At 50.9% G+C, this 16,220-nt stretch carries 14 protein-coding genes and 1 pseudogene; 4 read left to right on the top strand and 11 right to left on the bottom strand.

The genetic code is table 11. The annotated features are described in order from the left end of the window. The 5 genes from AC56DI_RS13655 to AC56DI_RS13635 form a co-directional block, all read right to left on the bottom strand. On the bottom strand, window positions 1-852 hold the full coding sequence (locus AC56DI_RS13655; RefSeq protein ID WP_496346631.1) for a hypothetical protein: 852 nt from the start codon (window positions 850-852) through the stop codon (window positions 1-3). 25 nt (window positions 853-877) lie between these two features. Then, window positions 878-2,122: a glycosyltransferase family 4 protein gene (locus AC56DI_RS13650; protein WP_496346630.1), complete on the bottom strand. Its 1,245-nt coding sequence runs from the start codon at window positions 2,120-2,122 to the stop codon at window positions 878-880. A 61-nt stretch (window positions 2,123-2,183) separates the two neighbouring features. Next, complete coding sequence (locus tag AC56DI_RS13645; RefSeq protein WP_496346629.1) at window positions 2,184-3,599, bottom strand: HlyD family type I secretion periplasmic adaptor subunit; 1,416 nt, start codon at window positions 3,597-3,599, stop codon at window positions 2,184-2,186. Between the two features lie 3 nt (window positions 3,600-3,602). Next, window positions 3,603-5,744, bottom strand: a complete 2,142-nt coding sequence (locus tag AC56DI_RS13640; RefSeq protein WP_496346628.1) for a type I secretion system permease/ATPase — start codon at window positions 5,742-5,744, stop codon at window positions 3,603-3,605. A 106-nt stretch (window positions 5,745-5,850) separates the two neighbouring features. Beyond that, entirely contained in the window at window positions 5,851-6,090 is a 240-nt protein-coding gene (locus AC56DI_RS13635; RefSeq protein ID WP_496346627.1) for a hypothetical protein, read from the bottom strand. Between AC56DI_RS13635 and AC56DI_RS13630 the strand changes: the two are divergent. Together AC56DI_RS13630 and AC56DI_RS13625 are read left to right on the top strand one after the other, a co-directional pair. After that, window positions 6,040-6,153 (top strand): annotated as a pseudogene (locus AC56DI_RS13630) (ATP-binding protein); the annotation flags it as partial. The gene AC56DI_RS13635 and the pseudogene AC56DI_RS13630 sit on opposite strands and share 51 nt — an antisense overlap. A 233-nt stretch (window positions 6,154-6,386) precedes the next feature. After that, window positions 6,387-6,659: an HU family DNA-binding protein gene (locus tag AC56DI_RS13625; RefSeq protein WP_496346626.1), complete on the top strand. Its 273-nt coding sequence runs from the start codon at window positions 6,387-6,389 to the stop codon at window positions 6,657-6,659. A 210-nt stretch (window positions 6,660-6,869) separates the two neighbouring features. Here AC56DI_RS13625 and AC56DI_RS13620 read toward each other — a convergent pair whose 3' ends face one another. Then, window positions 6,870-7,847, bottom strand: a complete 978-nt coding sequence (locus AC56DI_RS13620) for a site-specific integrase (RefSeq protein WP_496346625.1) — start codon at window positions 7,845-7,847, stop codon at window positions 6,870-6,872. Between the two features lie 186 nt (window positions 7,848-8,033). On the opposite strand from AC56DI_RS13620, the gene AC56DI_RS13615 reads away from it, so the two are divergent. Continuing rightward, on the top strand, window positions 8,034-9,026 hold the full coding sequence (locus AC56DI_RS13615) for a DNA-binding protein (RefSeq protein ID WP_496346624.1): 993 nt from the start codon (window positions 8,034-8,036) through the stop codon (window positions 9,024-9,026). Between the two features lie 131 nt (window positions 9,027-9,157). Here the strand turns inward: AC56DI_RS13615 and AC56DI_RS13610 are convergent, their stop codons facing one another. The 5 genes from AC56DI_RS13610 to AC56DI_RS13590 all read right to left on the bottom strand — a co-directional run bounded on the left by AC56DI_RS13610 (window position 9,158) and on the right by AC56DI_RS13590 (window position 15,024). Next, window positions 9,158-10,585, bottom strand: a complete 1,428-nt coding sequence (locus tag AC56DI_RS13610) for a hypothetical protein (protein ID WP_496346623.1) — start codon at window positions 10,583-10,585, stop codon at window positions 9,158-9,160. An 11-nt stretch (window positions 10,586-10,596) separates the two neighbouring features. Beyond that, window positions 10,597-11,553 carry an ATP-binding protein gene (locus AC56DI_RS13605; RefSeq protein ID WP_496346622.1) on the bottom strand — a complete coding sequence of 319 codons (957 nt, stop codon included), beginning with the start codon at window positions 11,551-11,553 and terminating at the stop codon, window positions 10,597-10,599. 16 nt (window positions 11,554-11,569) lie between these two features. Beyond that, window positions 11,570-13,540, bottom strand: coding sequence for a hypothetical protein (locus tag AC56DI_RS13600; protein WP_496346621.1), 1,971 nt, complete (start codon window positions 13,538-13,540; stop codon window positions 11,570-11,572). Window positions 13,541-13,626: 86 nt separating this feature from the next. Continuing rightward, window positions 13,627-14,295, bottom strand: a complete 669-nt coding sequence (locus AC56DI_RS13595; RefSeq protein WP_496346620.1) for a hypothetical protein — start codon at window positions 14,293-14,295, stop codon at window positions 13,627-13,629. 471 nt (window positions 14,296-14,766) lie between these two features. Then, a complete protein-coding gene (locus AC56DI_RS13590; protein ID WP_496346619.1) occupies window positions 14,767-15,024 on the bottom strand; it encodes a hypothetical protein in 258 nt (85 codons plus the stop codon). A 110-nt stretch (window positions 15,025-15,134) separates the two neighbouring features. On the opposite strand from AC56DI_RS13590, the gene AC56DI_RS13585 reads away from it, so the two are divergent. Next, window positions 15,135-16,139 carry a hypothetical protein gene (locus AC56DI_RS13585; RefSeq protein ID WP_496346618.1) on the top strand — a complete coding sequence of 335 codons (1,005 nt, stop codon included), beginning with the start codon at window positions 15,135-15,137 and terminating at the stop codon, window positions 16,137-16,139. The last annotated feature ends 81 nt before the right edge of the window (window positions 16,140-16,220 follow it).

The raw sequence follows: 16,220 nt of genomic DNA, 5'->3' as shown, positions 1-16,220 counted from the left end.
TTAATTTTCTCCCTTTATATATGCGCCATCAATTAAATTCATGGTCGACTCATAAATCCTTGCAAAGTCGACAAGCTGTGCTTTAGGAAAGTGATAACGAAGTTCAATATTTTGCCACGGAACAATTTTTGCAAAACAGGTCCCACCGCTGATTCCAGAGTCTCTCCGATCACAACGTATATGTGGATATCCCGCCTCAACCTGGCCACCACTTCCTTTCAGGAAATATATGTCCGGACCTTTGCCTTTAATCGCATCACTTACTTCATAAAATCCAAGAGCATTATTAAATCTGACGACATAATCTGAAATATCCCCCACAACCACATCAGGGAGAATTTTTTCAATCTCAAATCTTCCCTCTTGGGGTGGAATGACACCTAATTTACAGCTAATCTCAATCTCAAAATAAGGCTTGGCTGGATCAAGGGTGGACTGTATCGAATCATGCATATTTTTTTGAAGTTCCGTCACCGTGGTTCTCATTCGCACGCGAACCCCTGGATACCCCTTACCTTCCTTACTTACTCGGTAATACCCATTAAGGAAGATAAACTCAGAGTTACCAGCACTGCTTTCTGCATAATTAAAATCGAATTTTTTTCCAGCAACCCATACAGCTTCGCCAGACCTCATACCTTTATCCGTGTATTCAGCGTAACTTTCACCTCTTTTCTCTATCGCTGCTTTCGTATATTCAATACACTGCATATCGTCTGGCGGAATATAGAACTCAGACCCTTCCTCTTTGCATCCTGAAATTATCAACACCGAAGAAATTACGCCAAAAAATATTCCCGCGCTAATTAATCTTCGCCGCAGTCCACTACCAGCAAACAACAAAAAACTCATGGGATTTTCTCTTAGCGTTTAATTTCTATACTTTAGCGTTTTCTCTAACTTTCTTTCGCCCGCGTTCAAGCATGCAATTCATAGCTCGCACATACTCCGCAACACCCTGCGCTATCGAATACCGCTGTGCAGTTTCCCGCGCCGCCGCGCTTAACTCATCGCGCAACTCCAGCGGCTGTTTTAATGCCGCTAACAGTTGCTCGGCCAGTTGTTCGGCAGCGAAGAAGTCAACCAACAAGGCGCTTTCACCATGGCTGATCACTTCCCGCACCGGTGCGGTGTCTGAGGCAATAATCAAACAACCGCTGGCCATGGCCTCTAACAACGACCAAGACAACACGAAGGGGTAAGTCAGGTAGACATGTGCCGCCGAGACTTGCAGCACCTTCTTGTAAGTCTCATAGGGAACCTTGCCGAGAAAGTGCACGCGACTTAGATCCAGCTGATTTTCCGCAAGTAGCTTGCTACGCCAGTTAGGGACATCTTTGGGTAGGCTGCCGTAGCTGACACCATCGCCGCCAACTATCACCACCTGACAAGTGGGATGTTGTTTAAGCAACTGTGGTAGCGAGCGCATGAAGGTGTGAAAGCCACGGTAGGGTTCCAGGTTGCGCGCCACGAAGGTGACAATTGGCTGGCCGGCCTGCAGCCATTTGCCGTTGGGCAACTGCAGCTTTGCGTCGGGGTCTGGACCAAGACTTTCGGTATCGATACCTTCGTGAATGACCCGCAATTTATGCCGGTACGCCTCGGGGTGCAGGCTGTATTGCCATTGGGTTGGGGTGATGCCCAGGTCGCAATTTTCCAGGTTGAGCAGGTGCAGGCTGTTGCGGGTGCGCAGCCGCGCGGCGCTATCCAGGCTCAACGGAAACTCTGGGTCGAAGTTCGCATCGGCACCATGGGCGTGGTAGTAGAACTCGCAAAAATGAATCAGCTTGGCATCCGGGAAGACGTCCTTGGCGTATAGCGTTTCGCCCCAGCCAGGATGGGCGACTATTACGTCGGGCCGGTAGCCCTTGCGCTTGAGGTCCAACAGCAGACGCAACACTTGCTGACCGTGCAGCACGGCATCTTCAAAGCTGCGCAAATACGGATGGGTAGCTGCCGTGGTGCCACGCTGCGGTTTGTAGCGCAGCAGTTTTATAGCAGGCAGCCCGGGGGCGGTATCACGACCAATGGCCAGCACCTCGACGCCCGGTTGCTGGGCCAGATGCAGTGCGATATGCCGGAACTGACCGGGGAAGTTTTGGTGGATAAACAGCACTTTCATCCTGACGCTCCCTGCAGTTTTTCTGCTTAGGGTGATACTCCTGTAGCCGTACTACGGCTGCTTACCGCTCACTCAAGCTCTCGCTTTGATACTCCTTCAGGGGGCTCAAGAAGTAGTCGATTACTTTGCGCTTATCCGTCTTTACTTCTGCGCGCACAGACATGCCCGGTGACAGCGGTATCTGGTTATTACCGACGCGGATGCTGTTTTCTTTCAACTGGATACGGGTGCTGTAGATCAGACCGCGCTTTTCATCTTCGATGGCGTCGTTGGAGACGCTGACGACGGTGCCGTGCACTACGCCATACTTAGTGAAGGAGAAAGTCTCGACCTTGATCTCCACTTCCTGGCCTGGCCGGATGAAGCCGATGTCCTTGTTCTCCAGCATGGCCTCGACTTCCACTGGCTGGTCACTGGGGACGATAACCATCAAGGGTTGCGCCTCGGTGACTACGCCGCCATTGGTGTGAATAGCCAGCTGTTGTACGGTGCCGTTCACCGGGGCGACCAACTGCGTCAGGCGCTGACGTTGCTCAGCCTTCTTCAGTTCTTGACTGAGGGCGGCAACCTTCTGGCTCGCTTCGTGCTGCAGATCAAGCATGGCGCGACGGCTCTGCGCGAGGACATTTTGCTGACGTTGCTCGGCTTCTTTCTTGGACGCAAGCAGCTCGACGACGCGGGATCGCTGTACCACCAACTGGCGCTCCTGATCCATGCGTGTCTGTTCCTTTTCCAGCCAGGCGTGCTTGCCGAGGATGCCTCTGTCCAGTAACTGCTTGTAGTCGGTAGACAGTTGCCGGGCGATTGGCAGGCTTTCCTGCAGCGAGGTGACGGTAGCGCGTGCCGCTTGAATCTCGGCGACCTGTTGCTCAATCGCTGCCTGTACTTGATCTAGGCTGCTGCGCAGCTCTAGGTATTGGCCTTGCACCCACCGCTGGGCCGCTTGTTGTTGCTCGACACTGGAGTCTGGAAGCCAGTGAGCTAGCGAATCGGGGGCGCGGTTGTTTTGGATAGCCGCCAACAGAGCATTGGCCCGTGCGTTGTCTACTTGCGCTGCAAGCAGGTCGCCGTGCAGACGCTCTACGTCGGCACCGGTGATCTGCGTATCCAATTCCACCAACAACTCGCCAGCTTTGACCTGCTGGCCGTCGTAGACATGAATGGCTTTAACCACTGCCACTTCGCTGGGTTGAATGATTTTGCTCTTGCCACTGGCGACGACTTTGCCGCTGGCAGTGGCCACCACGTCGATCTCTCCTAGGCACGCCCAAAGCAGCGCCAAAACGGCGAAGGCGATGATCAGCCACTGAATAATACGTGGTGCGGGATGTACAGGTTGCTCCTGCAAGGCCAGGGCTGCTGGTAAGAATTGCAACTCATGGCTCAGCCGTGGCGCGGCATCCATGGACTTACGATTGCGCCAGGTGTGTCGCCACGCACGTTGGTAGCGGCTCAGTAGATCGCGTTTAGCACCCATGGCTTAACCCTGCTGCAGTCGGTGCAGACGGGCGTAATGGCCGGCCTGGTGGGTAAGGAGTTCGGCATGGCTGCCTTGCTCGACGATCTGCCCGCGATCCATGACGACGATGCGATTGGCCTCGCGAACGGCACTGAGGCGGTGCGCGATGATGATCACTGTACGGCCCTGGCAGATGGTCTTCATGTTCTGCTGGATAATACGCTCGGACTCATAGTCGAGCGCGCTGGTAGCCTCGTCAAAAATCAGGATCCGAGGGTTGCCAATCAGTGCCCGAGCGATGGCAATGCGCTGACGTTGGCCGCCCGACAGCGAGGCGCCATGCTCACCAACTACGGTGTCGTAACCTTCCGGTAGTTCGAGGATAAATTCGTGAGCGCCGGCCATTTTGGCGGCCTGCATCACTGTCTCTATGGGTGCACCAGGATCACTCAGTGCAATGTTCTCGCGGATGCTACGAGCAAAGAGCAGGTTGTCTTGCAACACCACGCCGATCTGCCGGCGCAAGGACGACACATCCGCCAGCGCCAGATCCATGCCGTCGACTAGCACGCGACCGCGCTCCGGGGTATAGAGGCGTTGCAGCAGGCGCGTTAGGGTGCTTTTGCCAGAGCCGGAGCGTCCGACCACACCAATCACCTCGCCGGCATGAATACTCAGACTGACGCCGCGCAGGACCTCAGAGCCGTCAGCACGATAACGGAAATGCACCTGATCGAATTCAATCTGCCCTTTGATTGGCGGCAACGCACTGCGGGTGGCTTGCGACAGCTCGGTACGGCTGTTGAGAATGTCGCCGAGACGCTGTACCGACACGCCGGTTTGCTGGAAATTAGTCCATAACTGGGCCAGGCGCATGATCGGTTGCGACACCCGGCCGGCGAGCATGTTGAAGGCAATCAGCTGGCCGACGCTGAGGTCGCCATCGATCACCAGCCGTGCGCCCATCCACAAGGTGGCGACCGTCACTAGCTTGCCGATTAGACCGACGCTTTCATTGGCGATAGTCGACAGGGTTTGCGTCTTGAAGCCGGCAGCCACATAAGCGGCCAACTGGTTGTCCCACTTACGGGTGATCTGTGGCTCAACCGCCATGGCCTTAAGAGTGTCAATGCCGTTGACCGTCTCGACCAAAAAAGCCTGATTCTCGGCGCCTCGACTGAAGCTTTCGTTGAGGCGAGCACGAAGTACGGGGGTGATCAACAGCGACACCACGAAATACAGTGGCAGCGACAACAGCACGATCAGTGTCAACCAACCACTGTAGACAAACATCACCGCGATAAACACCACCGAGAACAGCACATCCAATATCAGTGTGATGCTGTTGCCGGTGAGGAAGCTGCGGATGTTCTCCAGCTCACGTACCCGCGCCACCGAATCGCCGACTCGGCGCGCCTGAAAATAGGCCAGCGGCAGGGTCACCAAATGGCGAAATAGCCGTGAGCCCAGTTCCACATCAATACGACTGGCGGTGTGGGCAAACACATAGCTGCGCAGACCGCTGAGGGCCGTCTCGAACAGCATGATGCCGAGCAGACCGATGGCGATTACATCCAATGTGGACAGGCCGCGATGGACCAACACCTTGTCCATCACCACCTGAAAGAACAGAGGCGTCAGCAAGGCAAAAATGTTCAGTACAAACGAAACCAGCAGCACCTCGCCGAGCAGCTTGCGGTACTTGACGATGGCAGGAATGAACCAGGTGAAATCAAACTTGCTCAGTTCACCGGCGATTGAGGCCTCGGAGCGCAACAGAATCAGTTCGCCGTTCCAGCGTGTCTCCAGCTCCTCGAAGCTCAGCACCTCAGGCCGCTGTGCCAAGGGGTCGTGGATCAGGGCTTTACCTTCATCCAGACGGGCGATGATAAAGAAGCGGCCATCCCTATCACTGGCAATAGCCGGCAGTGGAGTGTGGCTGAGTCGCGAGAGAGAACTGCGCGCTGATTTAGCCTTGAGGCCTAGCTTTTTCGCCGCCAACAGAATTTCTGCACGGCCAAACAAGTGGCCATCTTCGGCGTATTCATGGGTGAGTTGCTCGGGTGATGCGGCGACATTATGGAAACGCGCAAGCATTACCAGGCAGGCAAGACCACTATCCGCGGCGGGGGCTGCACCCATTCCCGGGTGTTCATCTGTCATTAGCAATCCTTTGCGCAGACACCGTTAGATAAACGGTTGTTTGAACAGCGAACCTATCCCATCACTTGGTGTGTCGCAAGCGGCCAAAGTAACGATTCAGAGGCTTTCACATCATTTGTGAAAGTGTTCTCATCTGCACACGAGCCATAAGATGATTGAAGGCTTTGTGTCTGTTGGCGTTATCGGTGGAATCGAGAAGCACCTTAGGCCTGCGCTGCTGAAAATCATTGATCGGCAGTCGATGAATGGTGCGCGGTTGTTGACCAGCTAGTTCCCGACAGAGAAATGCTACGACCTGTTTGGTGATCCGACCATCGTCGACGCCATTCTGGATCGTATCGTTCACCGCACGCTCATGCTGTCGTTGAGCGGTGAATCAATGCGTAAGCGCAAAGGCAAGGAGCGCTAACGCACCTGCCGATTGCAACCCCAAAGCCGGTCACCTGTGAACGGCTTTCTCATTTCAGCCAAAGCGGGCCATGGCATGCGCAATCGATGTTCATCTGCGATGCAATTGGATGTTCAGAGCGAGTCCAATCCGGTGTGCAGATCACTGCGTTTTCCCAGTACGCACAAAGACAGAAATGGCAAAACAAAGACAGCATATACTTGTCGTTTTTCGAGAAACTGAAGGAGCACCAGATGAATAAAGCTGAACTGATCGAAGCAATCGCGGCCGCTGTTGACCTGCCAAAGGCTACTGCCGCTCGTACCCTAGATGCCATGACCAGCACCATAACTTCTGCTCTGAAGATCGGAGATAGCGTCAGCCTTGTTGGCTTTGGTACCTTCGCAGTAAAGGCCCGCGCTGCACGCGAAGGACGCAATCCGCAAACAGGTGCCACACTCAAGATAGCAGCAGCCAACTTGCCAAGTTTCAAAGCCGGGAAGACACTGAAAGATGCGGTTAACTGAGCATCCGGAAAATGCGTTGATCAAAGCGATAAAAAAATCCTTAAATCACCGCACCAAGTAATCGAAAAGTCACCGATACACTTTCTAGCCACGCAGCATTTTGGGTCGCAAGCCAAAATGCTGCACTTACAGACTCGACGGCATCCTGCCGCCAGCCTAAAATGCCTTCCAGGCGCAAAGGCGTGAGCTAATTACGGCCCTAGTATTGACTCAGTCAGATTGAATCTCTAAAGCCATAGCCGGAACCTCTCGCCCTATTGATGCCTGCAAAGATCCGGCAAAGAACCCACCCGCCTCGACATAACGCAAAGCAGATTTGGCGTCCTTCCAGCCAACATAACTCATCAGGGACTTTTGGTCCCAGCCGTTGCGTGTCGCCCAGGTCGCAAAACCACGGCGCAATGAATGGCTGCTGTACTGCACTCCGTCTAGCCCGGCACGCTGCAATGTTTGCCTTAGTAGTGGAATCACACTGTTGTGATTCAGCGCGGTTTCTTTTAATTGTCCCCAGCGGTTGATCCCACGAAACACCGGCCCGCCAACAATTCCCGCCACCGATATCCACTCTAGGTAAGCCTGCACCGGACAGAGGCGTTGCAAGGCCGGCGCTGAATAGGTAGTGCCAAGGTTGTCGCGGTCACCCTTACTCCTCGATAGGAAAAGCGTCATGCCCTCCCCGGCTCGCGCTTGAACATGCTCAACCTGCAGACGGCACAGTTCGTCGCTGCGGAAGGCTCGCCAAAAACCCAGCAAGATCAGCGCCCGGTCTCGCCAGCAGCGCAACAAAAGACCTAAGTCCTCAACTTCACGAGCGCGCAGCCCTTCCAGCTCCAGCCACAGCACGCACTGTTCCAAATGCGTGAGTTGCAGAGGCTCGGCCTGCTTCTCTTGGGTGGGATGCAGGGCGCGGATACCACGGAAAACTTGGCGCACCAGCGGCGCCTTAGTTGGATCGGGGAAGCCTTGGCTGTTGTGCCACTGGGCCAACGCAGAGAGGCGCAGCTTGAGGGTATTAGTCGAAAGGACGCTGGCATGCTCGACCAAGTAGCGCACCACGCTATCGCTGGTGGCCGGCAGGAAACCGCCCCAGCTCACCTCGTAATGCTCGAGTGCAGCCCGGTAAGCCCGTCGTGTGTTTTCACGAGTGGCGGCGCGCAGGTAGCGATCTAGCTCGGTCGATTCACTCATGTAGGGGGGGGGGCTCCTAGACAGGTGTACTGAAATCGCCGTGAAAAAAATCAAAAATGATCATAACACGGGATAATCCTCAATTATCACGTTCTATCTTGTGAATTAATACAAAATTTATAAAGCATAAATCAGTATGTAAATACATAGTATGTATGCTGGTACGAAATCGTAGGAGAGAACCCCATGGCACGTGGCGGCATTAACAAGGTATTGGTTAAACAAGCTCGTCAAGCACTGCTGGTCCGAGGTGAGAATCCAAGCCTTGATGCACTGCGAATCGAGCTAGGCAATACCGGCTCGAAAACCACTATTCACCGCTACCTAAAGGAGCTGGAAGCCGCTGAGGCTGGACGCTTGAGCGCAGCCAAGCCTCTCAGTGATCAGCTCACAGTGTTCGTGGCGCAACTATCGGAGCAGCTACAGGATGAAGCGAATGAGACCGTCACTCAGGCCCATGAGCGCTGGACCCAAGAGCGCACCGAATACGCCGAAAAAGTACGACAGGCCGAAATCTGTATCCAGCAACAGGGACTGGACACAGAGATCCTAGAGAACCAGTTAAAAGAGGAGCGCCAAGCTCATCACCAAGCCGTACAGCAACTTCAGCAGGCGCAGATTGAAAATGCACGCCAGCTACAGGCGAATCAAGATCTGATGACACGTCTAGCTGATCGTGACGAGCAGATTCGCTCACTGGAGGAGAAACACCAGCATGCTCGCGATGGTCTGGAGCACTACCGCGAAGCAGTGTTGATACAACGCGAGCAGGAGCTGCGGCGTAATGAGACAAAAGCCCAACAACTCCAGATGGAAATTCGCCAACTACAGCAAGCGCTGATGGTCAAGCAAGATGACATCACCCAGCTAAATCGCGACAACGAGCGACTGCTAACGGAAGCCAGGCTGTTGCAGAAGGAAATAGCCTGCCAGCAAGAATATATTAAGCAACAAACCATCGAAATAGCCGCACTAAATACTCGACTGACTCAATCACAAACAAATCTGATATATATACAAGAACACGTATCCACCTTAGATACAGATAATGTCGAGCTACGTAAAATTATCTCGGCGCAAACACTGTACGCAACATCTTTGGCAGGTAGTCTCGCTGAAGCAAACCTAGAATTAAGAAAATGCATGAAATTAAAAATACCGACCATTAAAAACAAATAACACATTCATTGAGTTTGCACCCGCCCATCAAATAAATAGCATTAGCAGCAAGGAATAAAATAGCAAGAACTAGAAAGGAGCTTTAATTTTTTATATATAGATTTTTAATCAGTGGCAACTTAAGAAATTTCCTAAATGTAGAGATATCTCTTTTTGCTCGCGCCGGGAATTATTAATTCAAAGAGAGTTACTCTGGGCACATTGGCTAGGCCGGCGGAGTCTTGTATCCGGAAACGTCCCAGAATCAAACTTCTACCTCGCCTTGCTCTGCACCTTGCTAGGCTTTGCTGCAGCAAAAAACTGCCGGAAATATAGTAATGATTTTTTTCTTCGAGCGTCGCTGCATGCCTTGTGCGCAACGAAAGCGAATGTCGATAGTCATCCACATCGCGGCCAGACCGGATACGCACCTCAAGATTCCACTGCGCTTCATCCCCCCAATCATGTAGCTCATACATACTCCACAGATCATGAAAAATCGCCCACGATTCAAGTAAAACTTTCTGAATTGAGTGACCACTGGCATATTGGTGAAATTTACCATCGAGAGCATAAGGATTGATGCTTCTATCGTTAATATCCTTCATTGTGTAAAGATTCAACGTCGAAACTAGCCATGAGTAATAAGCCATGGCGCAACTGCACCGTACACTGCCGTCCAGCGAGTAGTAATTATTCAACCCCAAGCCTTTGAGTTGATTGATGCATTGGTGGTGTGGCCGAGCACATCGTTTATATATCTGGCGCCTAAGGGATTTAAAACACGAAATCAATTGCTCAAAATCGGATTTACTCGTCCATTTGTTGGTTTCATCCATGAAGTCTAGGGATAGCCTTGAAACATCATACATTGGCGCAGCAATACTCAGCGGTGAGGCTCCTATCTTTCCTTCTAAATAGCGAAAATAAACAAAACAATTTTTGATCGAGTTAGAAGAGAGCGGGACAGCTATGATCCCCAACACATCCTCAGTGCCAATTTCGCGAGCCTTACGGAACCATGTAGCAAACGATTCCCCCCACACATAAAAAAATGAACACTCCTCGTCGGATAGCCTATGTACCGGAAATTGCCCCTCTAAAAACGGCCAGAGGTGAAAGCACAACCGAGAGCGATCCTTGGCGCGTATCCTTTTCAATTTCAGGTCTTGAAATATAGAGGAACAGGCTCTGCACTCGATCAAGTTAAGCTTATGCACCGGGCACTGAGTGACCCAGGGAAGCTGAAATAGGCTGCAGTGATATAATTTTTTTATACACTCATTACAGTGGCGCACCACCTCCTTGGGCGCAGAATATTTGGACATCAAAAGCCTGTCTAAAAAAGCATTGTCGACCGCCTGCGAAGAAAGGCCTAAAGCAAAACGTAAGGCCGTCAGATTAAACTGATGACTTTCGCACCATCGCGAATTCGCCCTACGGACTTGCATATTATCTCTCTCAACAAGGGAAATAAAATCCCTGAAGGAAATATCATTAACTATCAATGCTTTTAAGAAAATCAACCAAGACGATTCAAAGTAGACCATTTTCCGATGATACGTTAAGATGCTGCCCATACCACGCCTTCCTATTTAAATATACTTGAGAATTCAACCATGTTCGATTCAATGATAGCGTTCTGAATGGATTCGAAGGACAGATCAAAATCTTCTGCATCGCTGTTTCTCGAGCTGATTAGCATATATTCAATCGCAATAAACAAGTGCTCAATAGGAATCGGCACGGACGCCCCGCCTACGGCTTGTTTAGCTGCTTTATAAATTAATGTCGCATAGTTGTTTAATCGAAAGCCTTGGGCGAAAGCACGAGGTAAGAAAAATCGACTATACGAACATCCTGAGTCGGGCGGGTAGAACAGATCCTCATCGAAGTTCTGCAGTAGTGACTGTAGCCAAGCCTCATCGGTGCAACCTTCAAAGGCAATCCGTTGACTGAGAAACCTGGCCAAAATCGCGTCTTCCTTGGCGATGCGAAAGCTGCTGTGCCTGCTGTTGATATCGGATTGCGCGAAACCTACGGTGGTGGTTGTGATGCCCTTAATCTTGAGATCATTTTGGATGACCTGCAAATGCTTGTAGTCCTCCAAGCCTAGCGCCTGCATCTCATCAAGAATCAACAAGAAATGATTGCCGAGTATCGAAGACAGCTCGCACGCGATATGCGTCGTCAATCGACCTCGCAACTTGGCCAAGTTTTCACGAGTCTTCTGCATTAAATTAATCGCTTTGCAGATAGTTTCGATCACCGACTCGCTTTCGGAGACATCGCAGGAAACTAGCACCACATACTTGTCAGGAAACTCTTGAGCGATCAGGTGCTCTATCGCCATAGCACACTGCGTCTTACCCATCCTAGGAGTAGAATAAAAATATACACTAGGCCGGCCCAACCAAATTTGCTCTCGAATCATGCCGTAGGTCAAACCGATCGTCTTCGTTAAAGTTGTAAACCTCTTAATCCGTAACGGGTGAGAGTTGAGCAACGCTTCGCGCTGTTCCAAGTTAAGTGGATCAAACGACTCCATAGGTACTTCCTCATACTTAAAAATCTTTCATCAATCCCTTTAGATCCGGAATTTTTGACGGCATAACGGTTTTAATAATCGTGTTGGTCGTCAAATTGTATTTAGGCTCATTCACAATAGGCTGCTTGATGGCTGGTGGTTCCGTACCCCCCGTTTCTACCATTCCAAGAAAAGTTCCAACCAAATCGGGACGATCATTCGCAACCTCTGTGCTTATCCGATTGAGCTCGGACGCGACGCTTCGCGTGCTCCCTTGTTTCGGTGACTTGCCCGCTCCGCTATCGGTGGCTAACACCTGATTACGCAGGTGCCGTATGTAATGTTCAACGGGATCGTCAAGTTCGCTGATCGTTAACGCCCTTTTCGCCTTCAATTGATTGATGGCTTTTCGTGTTTTACGGCTATGCTTGGTGTTTGACCATTTTCCTGCTGCCTGTAACATCCCAATTGGCGAGCCATCTGGAAAATAAGCTCGCACTACCCGCATATCCTGCTCATCAAGCTCAATGTTGATTTCTGTATTAGCTAGCCACGGAGATTTTCGTAATATGTCATTGCTATAACGCACCCGGTCCAGATTAATGAATGGTCGAACTCCCTTATTGAGATAACATTTTACTTTTACTTTTACGGTAGTTCGATAATGCGTGATTGCGCTGACCTGGCTGTCCAACAGTCGTCGTGGAATAACATGCTGATTGTGTGCAGACATTTTCTGTCTAATGAACTCCAAGGGACTTAGAAATCCAATTCCTTCGCTTTCCAATGCATTATGTTGGGCGAAATGGTGGTAAGCCAATTCCTCTACAATACTTGCCTCCATTCTGTACGTTCGCGCGATGGCTGCGCCGTTAGCCGCCTTGCCGCTAAACGGGGATGCCCCGGTGGTGTTGGGTAATCGCTGAAAAATGCTCTGAGCAATATTTTTGAAGGTGTGCTCGACATTCGGTCGGCACTCGAAGTGACCAGGAGGGCCGTAATTCAGGAAAAATCCTAACTTCTGCCGCAACTCCTGCGACACCGAGGCGGCCAAATTGGAGAGTGCATTGTCAGGCATCACTACAGTAGGCAGAGCATGGCGCAGCTCTGGAATCCGCTCGCCGGGGAAACCCGCATCACCTTTGATGTGCATACCCAGCACGTTGTTCTCGGGCACTGGTAGTTGCGCGCGAAGGCTTTCGCTGATCAGGCGCACTACATCCGAGGCACTCACTTCCGAGCTATATACGACGAGAAACCATATTACCGCCGAGGACGCCCGATCGACTAAGGCGAGCACATTCAATCGCTTTAGGTTGATATAGCTAAAGAGTCCGTCTGCATTAGGTATACCGATGGTAAAGTCAGCATCAATTTTATGACTATCGATTTCCCAAGCATCGTATACCTCGACACTCCTAATCAATGCTTCTTTTCCGCTACCAAGGGACAGGTGCGCTTTGGCTCCTGCCTCATGATAGATCAACACATTTTTGTCAAAATGATGATGCAACTGCTTCTGCATAAAACTGGTAATTGAGCGACTGCCTCGATACTTTGTATTGAATGGCCACTCTGTGAAGGGGTGATTGAGCGCCTTTAACTCCTCAATAAATAGCTTCTGCAGCGTCTGAGGTTTGGGTCGAAATTCTTCTAAGTGTTTGTTTTTTCCCAGCTTCAGTATTTTGGCGAGCAATGAATCGTATAACACAGGGTATTTCTTGAATAACTGGCCTAGCGCGCCGGCGTAGCCAGATTTGTGCTCTGGCAGGTGTTGACCGATGGGCACAACGCGAGTGTAAGCATTGATTCGATAGTGTGGGATCAACGCTCTCTCACCCCAAACGCATCCATCATCCGCGAGCTCGGTACAGCGCCTGATCAGGCGGTGGAGCTCGCTGTTTGATATTTTGGTGCTTGCTCGGATTTGGTTTTGGGGCTCGCCATCCAAGTACAAATAAATCGCTGTCCTTCTTCGCTGAAAAAGGTCGCGGTCCTCACTGCTCATCTCCTCCGCATAAACCCCCTCCCAGGGCATGGTCAACCGAATGGACTGTTCTACCTCACACCGCCGGCGCCTTGTTCGCATAGAGTTCATCTCACTGACCAGAGCGTATTTCTCCCAAAACACTGGTTTTCCAAATCCAGCGTGATGGTCCCAAACAGTGCTTCTTGTGCAATTACACCAAGGACCTTCATCGGTTCATGATGCGGGGTGCGATCGAGCAGTCCTCCCACAGTGCCCTTAAGACCACCACGGATGAGGAGATTGACCTGATCAGATTCGGTGGCACACTTTTCATTTCTTATTTGATTAGAGAAAGCCATCACCTGCAGCCAGCGCGTGGACAGCATTGCAAGCTGCCCAATCCCTTTGGTGTTAAACAACGTTACGCGTACGTTCTCCTGTACACCCTGATGGTCGCGAACCTCCACCTCAGAGTGAGTTTCGGTGATGTCCCCGGTGATTAGTTGATGTAGTTCATACCCTCCGGTCTCAGGCTCTACGACAATGAACTCGCGGATTTTAAATTTCTCCTCCCAAGGATATTTAGCATTCAGTTCGCAGCCGAATTGGAACGATTTTATCTGGGGATTGCTCTCCAGTCGGCTGGCCCAATAAATACATTCGTTATTGCTGGCGAGGGTGATGTCCGCTGCTGATTTCACGCTGTACGCCAGCCACAGATTATTCTTGGTATTACGACGCGTGCCATGTGAGGCCATCAAGTGCCCGCGTAATTTTGACTTTAAAGAAGCCACTCCAAATCCTCCAACTTAAGACTTGAATACAAACACTTAACAGCCAAGCGAGCTTGAACTGCTGAGTACTTAATTAGCCGTGATAAGCGCTCGACTACGCCCCATATTTCCCAGCTGGATAGCGCTTCCCTCCTCGCGTTCAACGATACAAAAGAAGTCGGGGCTCTCACCCCAAATCTGCCATGTATGCACGGGAGAAGGACAACGCCCCAACACTACGGAGTTGTTTCGCGTCGACGCGGTTTAGTGAATTTTGGTCATGCGGGCAGGCGGCTGACTTGACATCAACCGTGATAAATGTGCAAAATCCGGAGGGTCAGGGGAACCTTTTTCTGACGTCTTCGCGAAGGCCCAGGGCTCCACCCCTGGGCTTTTTTTGCATCTAATATCCCTGCTAATTACTATCGTCAGCAGCTATTCATAAAACCTCCCGTTACGGGTGCCATGCCCCCTTTCGATTATGCTGTCAGTTTACGAAACAATTCCCAGCCGCTGGCGGGCTATCCAACTCGCCACATCTTTGGCCAGCGCAAAGCGTCCACGCCTATTACTCACTTCGAATACGGGAACGTCCAGTGTTCCGCGCGTCAGCGCTTGCCTAAAGGCATTCGGACTGGGGAAACCTAATTCCCGCCATAGATCCTTGCTTCCGAGCATTGCGCCATAACGCTCGCTCAATTGGTGCTCCAGATCGAGTGACAGGAGTTGAATATCTTGTTGGGAAGTCATGGTGTGCACCGTGTCGTGTAGTCACGCCATGTTAGTGGCGCGAGCCGTATTGGTCCATGGCCCCATAATCGCGTATTATTACTCTGGCCAAACTGCATAGATAGCCACAAATGATTGTTTTTAAAGAACAAAAATATATAGACGAAGAATTCGCTGAGTTTCGGCGGGAATTAAATTTGCTCAGTTTCGACGCGCTGGACATCCCAATTAAGGAGCTGAGCATTCGTTACTGGTACGAATCGCTGAGAACGGGGGCGGGCCTAAAAATACCCAGCCAACTTCAGGAAAAATTTGAACCGGACGCTATTTCTCGTACGACAAAAGGCACTATCGAGTTCACCACGAACAAGTGGTCAGCGTATCGAAGAGGTCAACACCGGCCCCAGAGTGCGCTGCTAAAAAAGGTAGAATCCGTCGCCCCTGGCTCGACTCGAGCACTTGACCATCCGCTCTGGTCAGTGCTCGACGTCACCAACACCCAGATGCTCGAAGGCGATGATTTTCTGCGCCGACTCACCCCAGAGATTCAATTTTTGGTTTTACAACCAAATGATCTGCTCATCGCGTCCGCGAATATTGAACCGCTCTCAAAAAGACGTATCAATCAAATTCTCCGAAGGTTAAATCTGGATGCTTTGGCCTGCCTAACTTGGTTTTTGCGTGATGCGCATGCCAATCAGGCCGATAACATTGAACTTATATTCGACGCCATCCATAATGCGCTGATCATGCTGGCCATGGATATGCACCATTTAAATATCGCGCTTCCGCTAATTAAAAAATTTATTGATGATATTCTGCCGCTAGGTTTGCCGCCTTACCTTAAACAATTGATGAAGCCAGAAGATTATTTGATTTCTTCATTTATTCTGAATGCAACGGCATATCATAATCTTGTCAGATTAAAACGACCCACTTCCTGGAAAAGCCGAAGAGGCTTCATGCTAAAACTGCTGGATGGCAAATGTGGCTTCGATATTAAGTTAGCAATGACAGCTGACCTGGAACTCATCCATAGTCACAACTCAATTTCGCCAGAGATCAATGATCAATTTAAGCAGAGGCATAGGGCACGCATCTATGCTTGGAGACGTTTACTCTATGGTGCTTCTTAATAGCCCCCAGCACCTGAATCTAAACTTATACGCGCCGTGCAAACTTCTGATATTCCGTCTGATGGTTCGAGTCTTATCAAG

This window comes from Pseudomonas sp. BGA-UO-ETr-WB11 (genome assembly GCF_059567785.1).
The sequence above is the reverse complement of the archived record's forward strand: the minus strand, read 5'-3'. Positions and strand labels throughout refer to the sequence as shown.

Excerpts from the sequence above, each read along its gene's own strand:
- AC56DI_RS13655 (WP_496346631.1), bottom strand. The coding sequence starts at position 852 with ATGAGTTTTTTGTTGTTTGCTGGTAGTGGACTGCGGCGAAGATTAATT.
- AC56DI_RS13605 (WP_496346622.1), bottom strand. The coding sequence starts at position 11,553 with ATGGAGTCGTTTGATCCACTTAACTTGGAACAGCGCGAAGCGTTGCTC.
- AC56DI_RS13615 (WP_496346624.1), top strand. The coding sequence starts at position 8,034 with ATGGCACGTGGCGGCATTAACAAGGTATTGGTTAAACAAGCTCGTCAA.
- AC56DI_RS13625 (WP_496346626.1), top strand. The coding sequence starts at position 6,387 with ATGAATAAAGCTGAACTGATCGAAGCAATCGCGGCCGCTGTTGACCTG.
- AC56DI_RS13645 (WP_496346629.1), bottom strand. The coding sequence starts at position 3,599 with ATGGGTGCTAAACGCGATCTACTGAGCCGCTACCAACGTGCGTGGCGA.
- AC56DI_RS13650 (WP_496346630.1), bottom strand. The coding sequence starts at position 2,122 with ATGAAAGTGCTGTTTATCCACCAAAACTTCCCCGGTCAGTTCCGGCAT.
- AC56DI_RS13585 (WP_496346618.1), top strand. The coding sequence starts at position 15,135 with ATGATTGTTTTTAAAGAACAAAAATATATAGACGAAGAATTCGCTGAG.
- AC56DI_RS13600 (WP_496346621.1), bottom strand. The coding sequence starts at position 13,540 with ATGAGCAGTGAGGACCGCGACCTTTTTCAGCGAAGAAGGACAGCGATT.
- AC56DI_RS13640 (WP_496346628.1), bottom strand. The coding sequence starts at position 5,744 with ATGACAGATGAACACCCGGGAATGGGTGCAGCCCCCGCCGCGGATAGT.
- AC56DI_RS13620 (WP_496346625.1), bottom strand. The coding sequence starts at position 7,847 with ATGAGTGAATCGACCGAGCTAGATCGCTACCTGCGCGCCGCCACTCGT.
- AC56DI_RS13610 (WP_496346623.1), bottom strand. The coding sequence starts at position 10,585 with ATGGGCAGCATCTTAACGTATCATCGGAAAATGGTCTACTTTGAATCG.
- AC56DI_RS13590 (WP_496346619.1), bottom strand. The coding sequence starts at position 15,024 with ATGACTTCCCAACAAGATATTCAACTCCTGTCACTCGATCTGGAGCAC.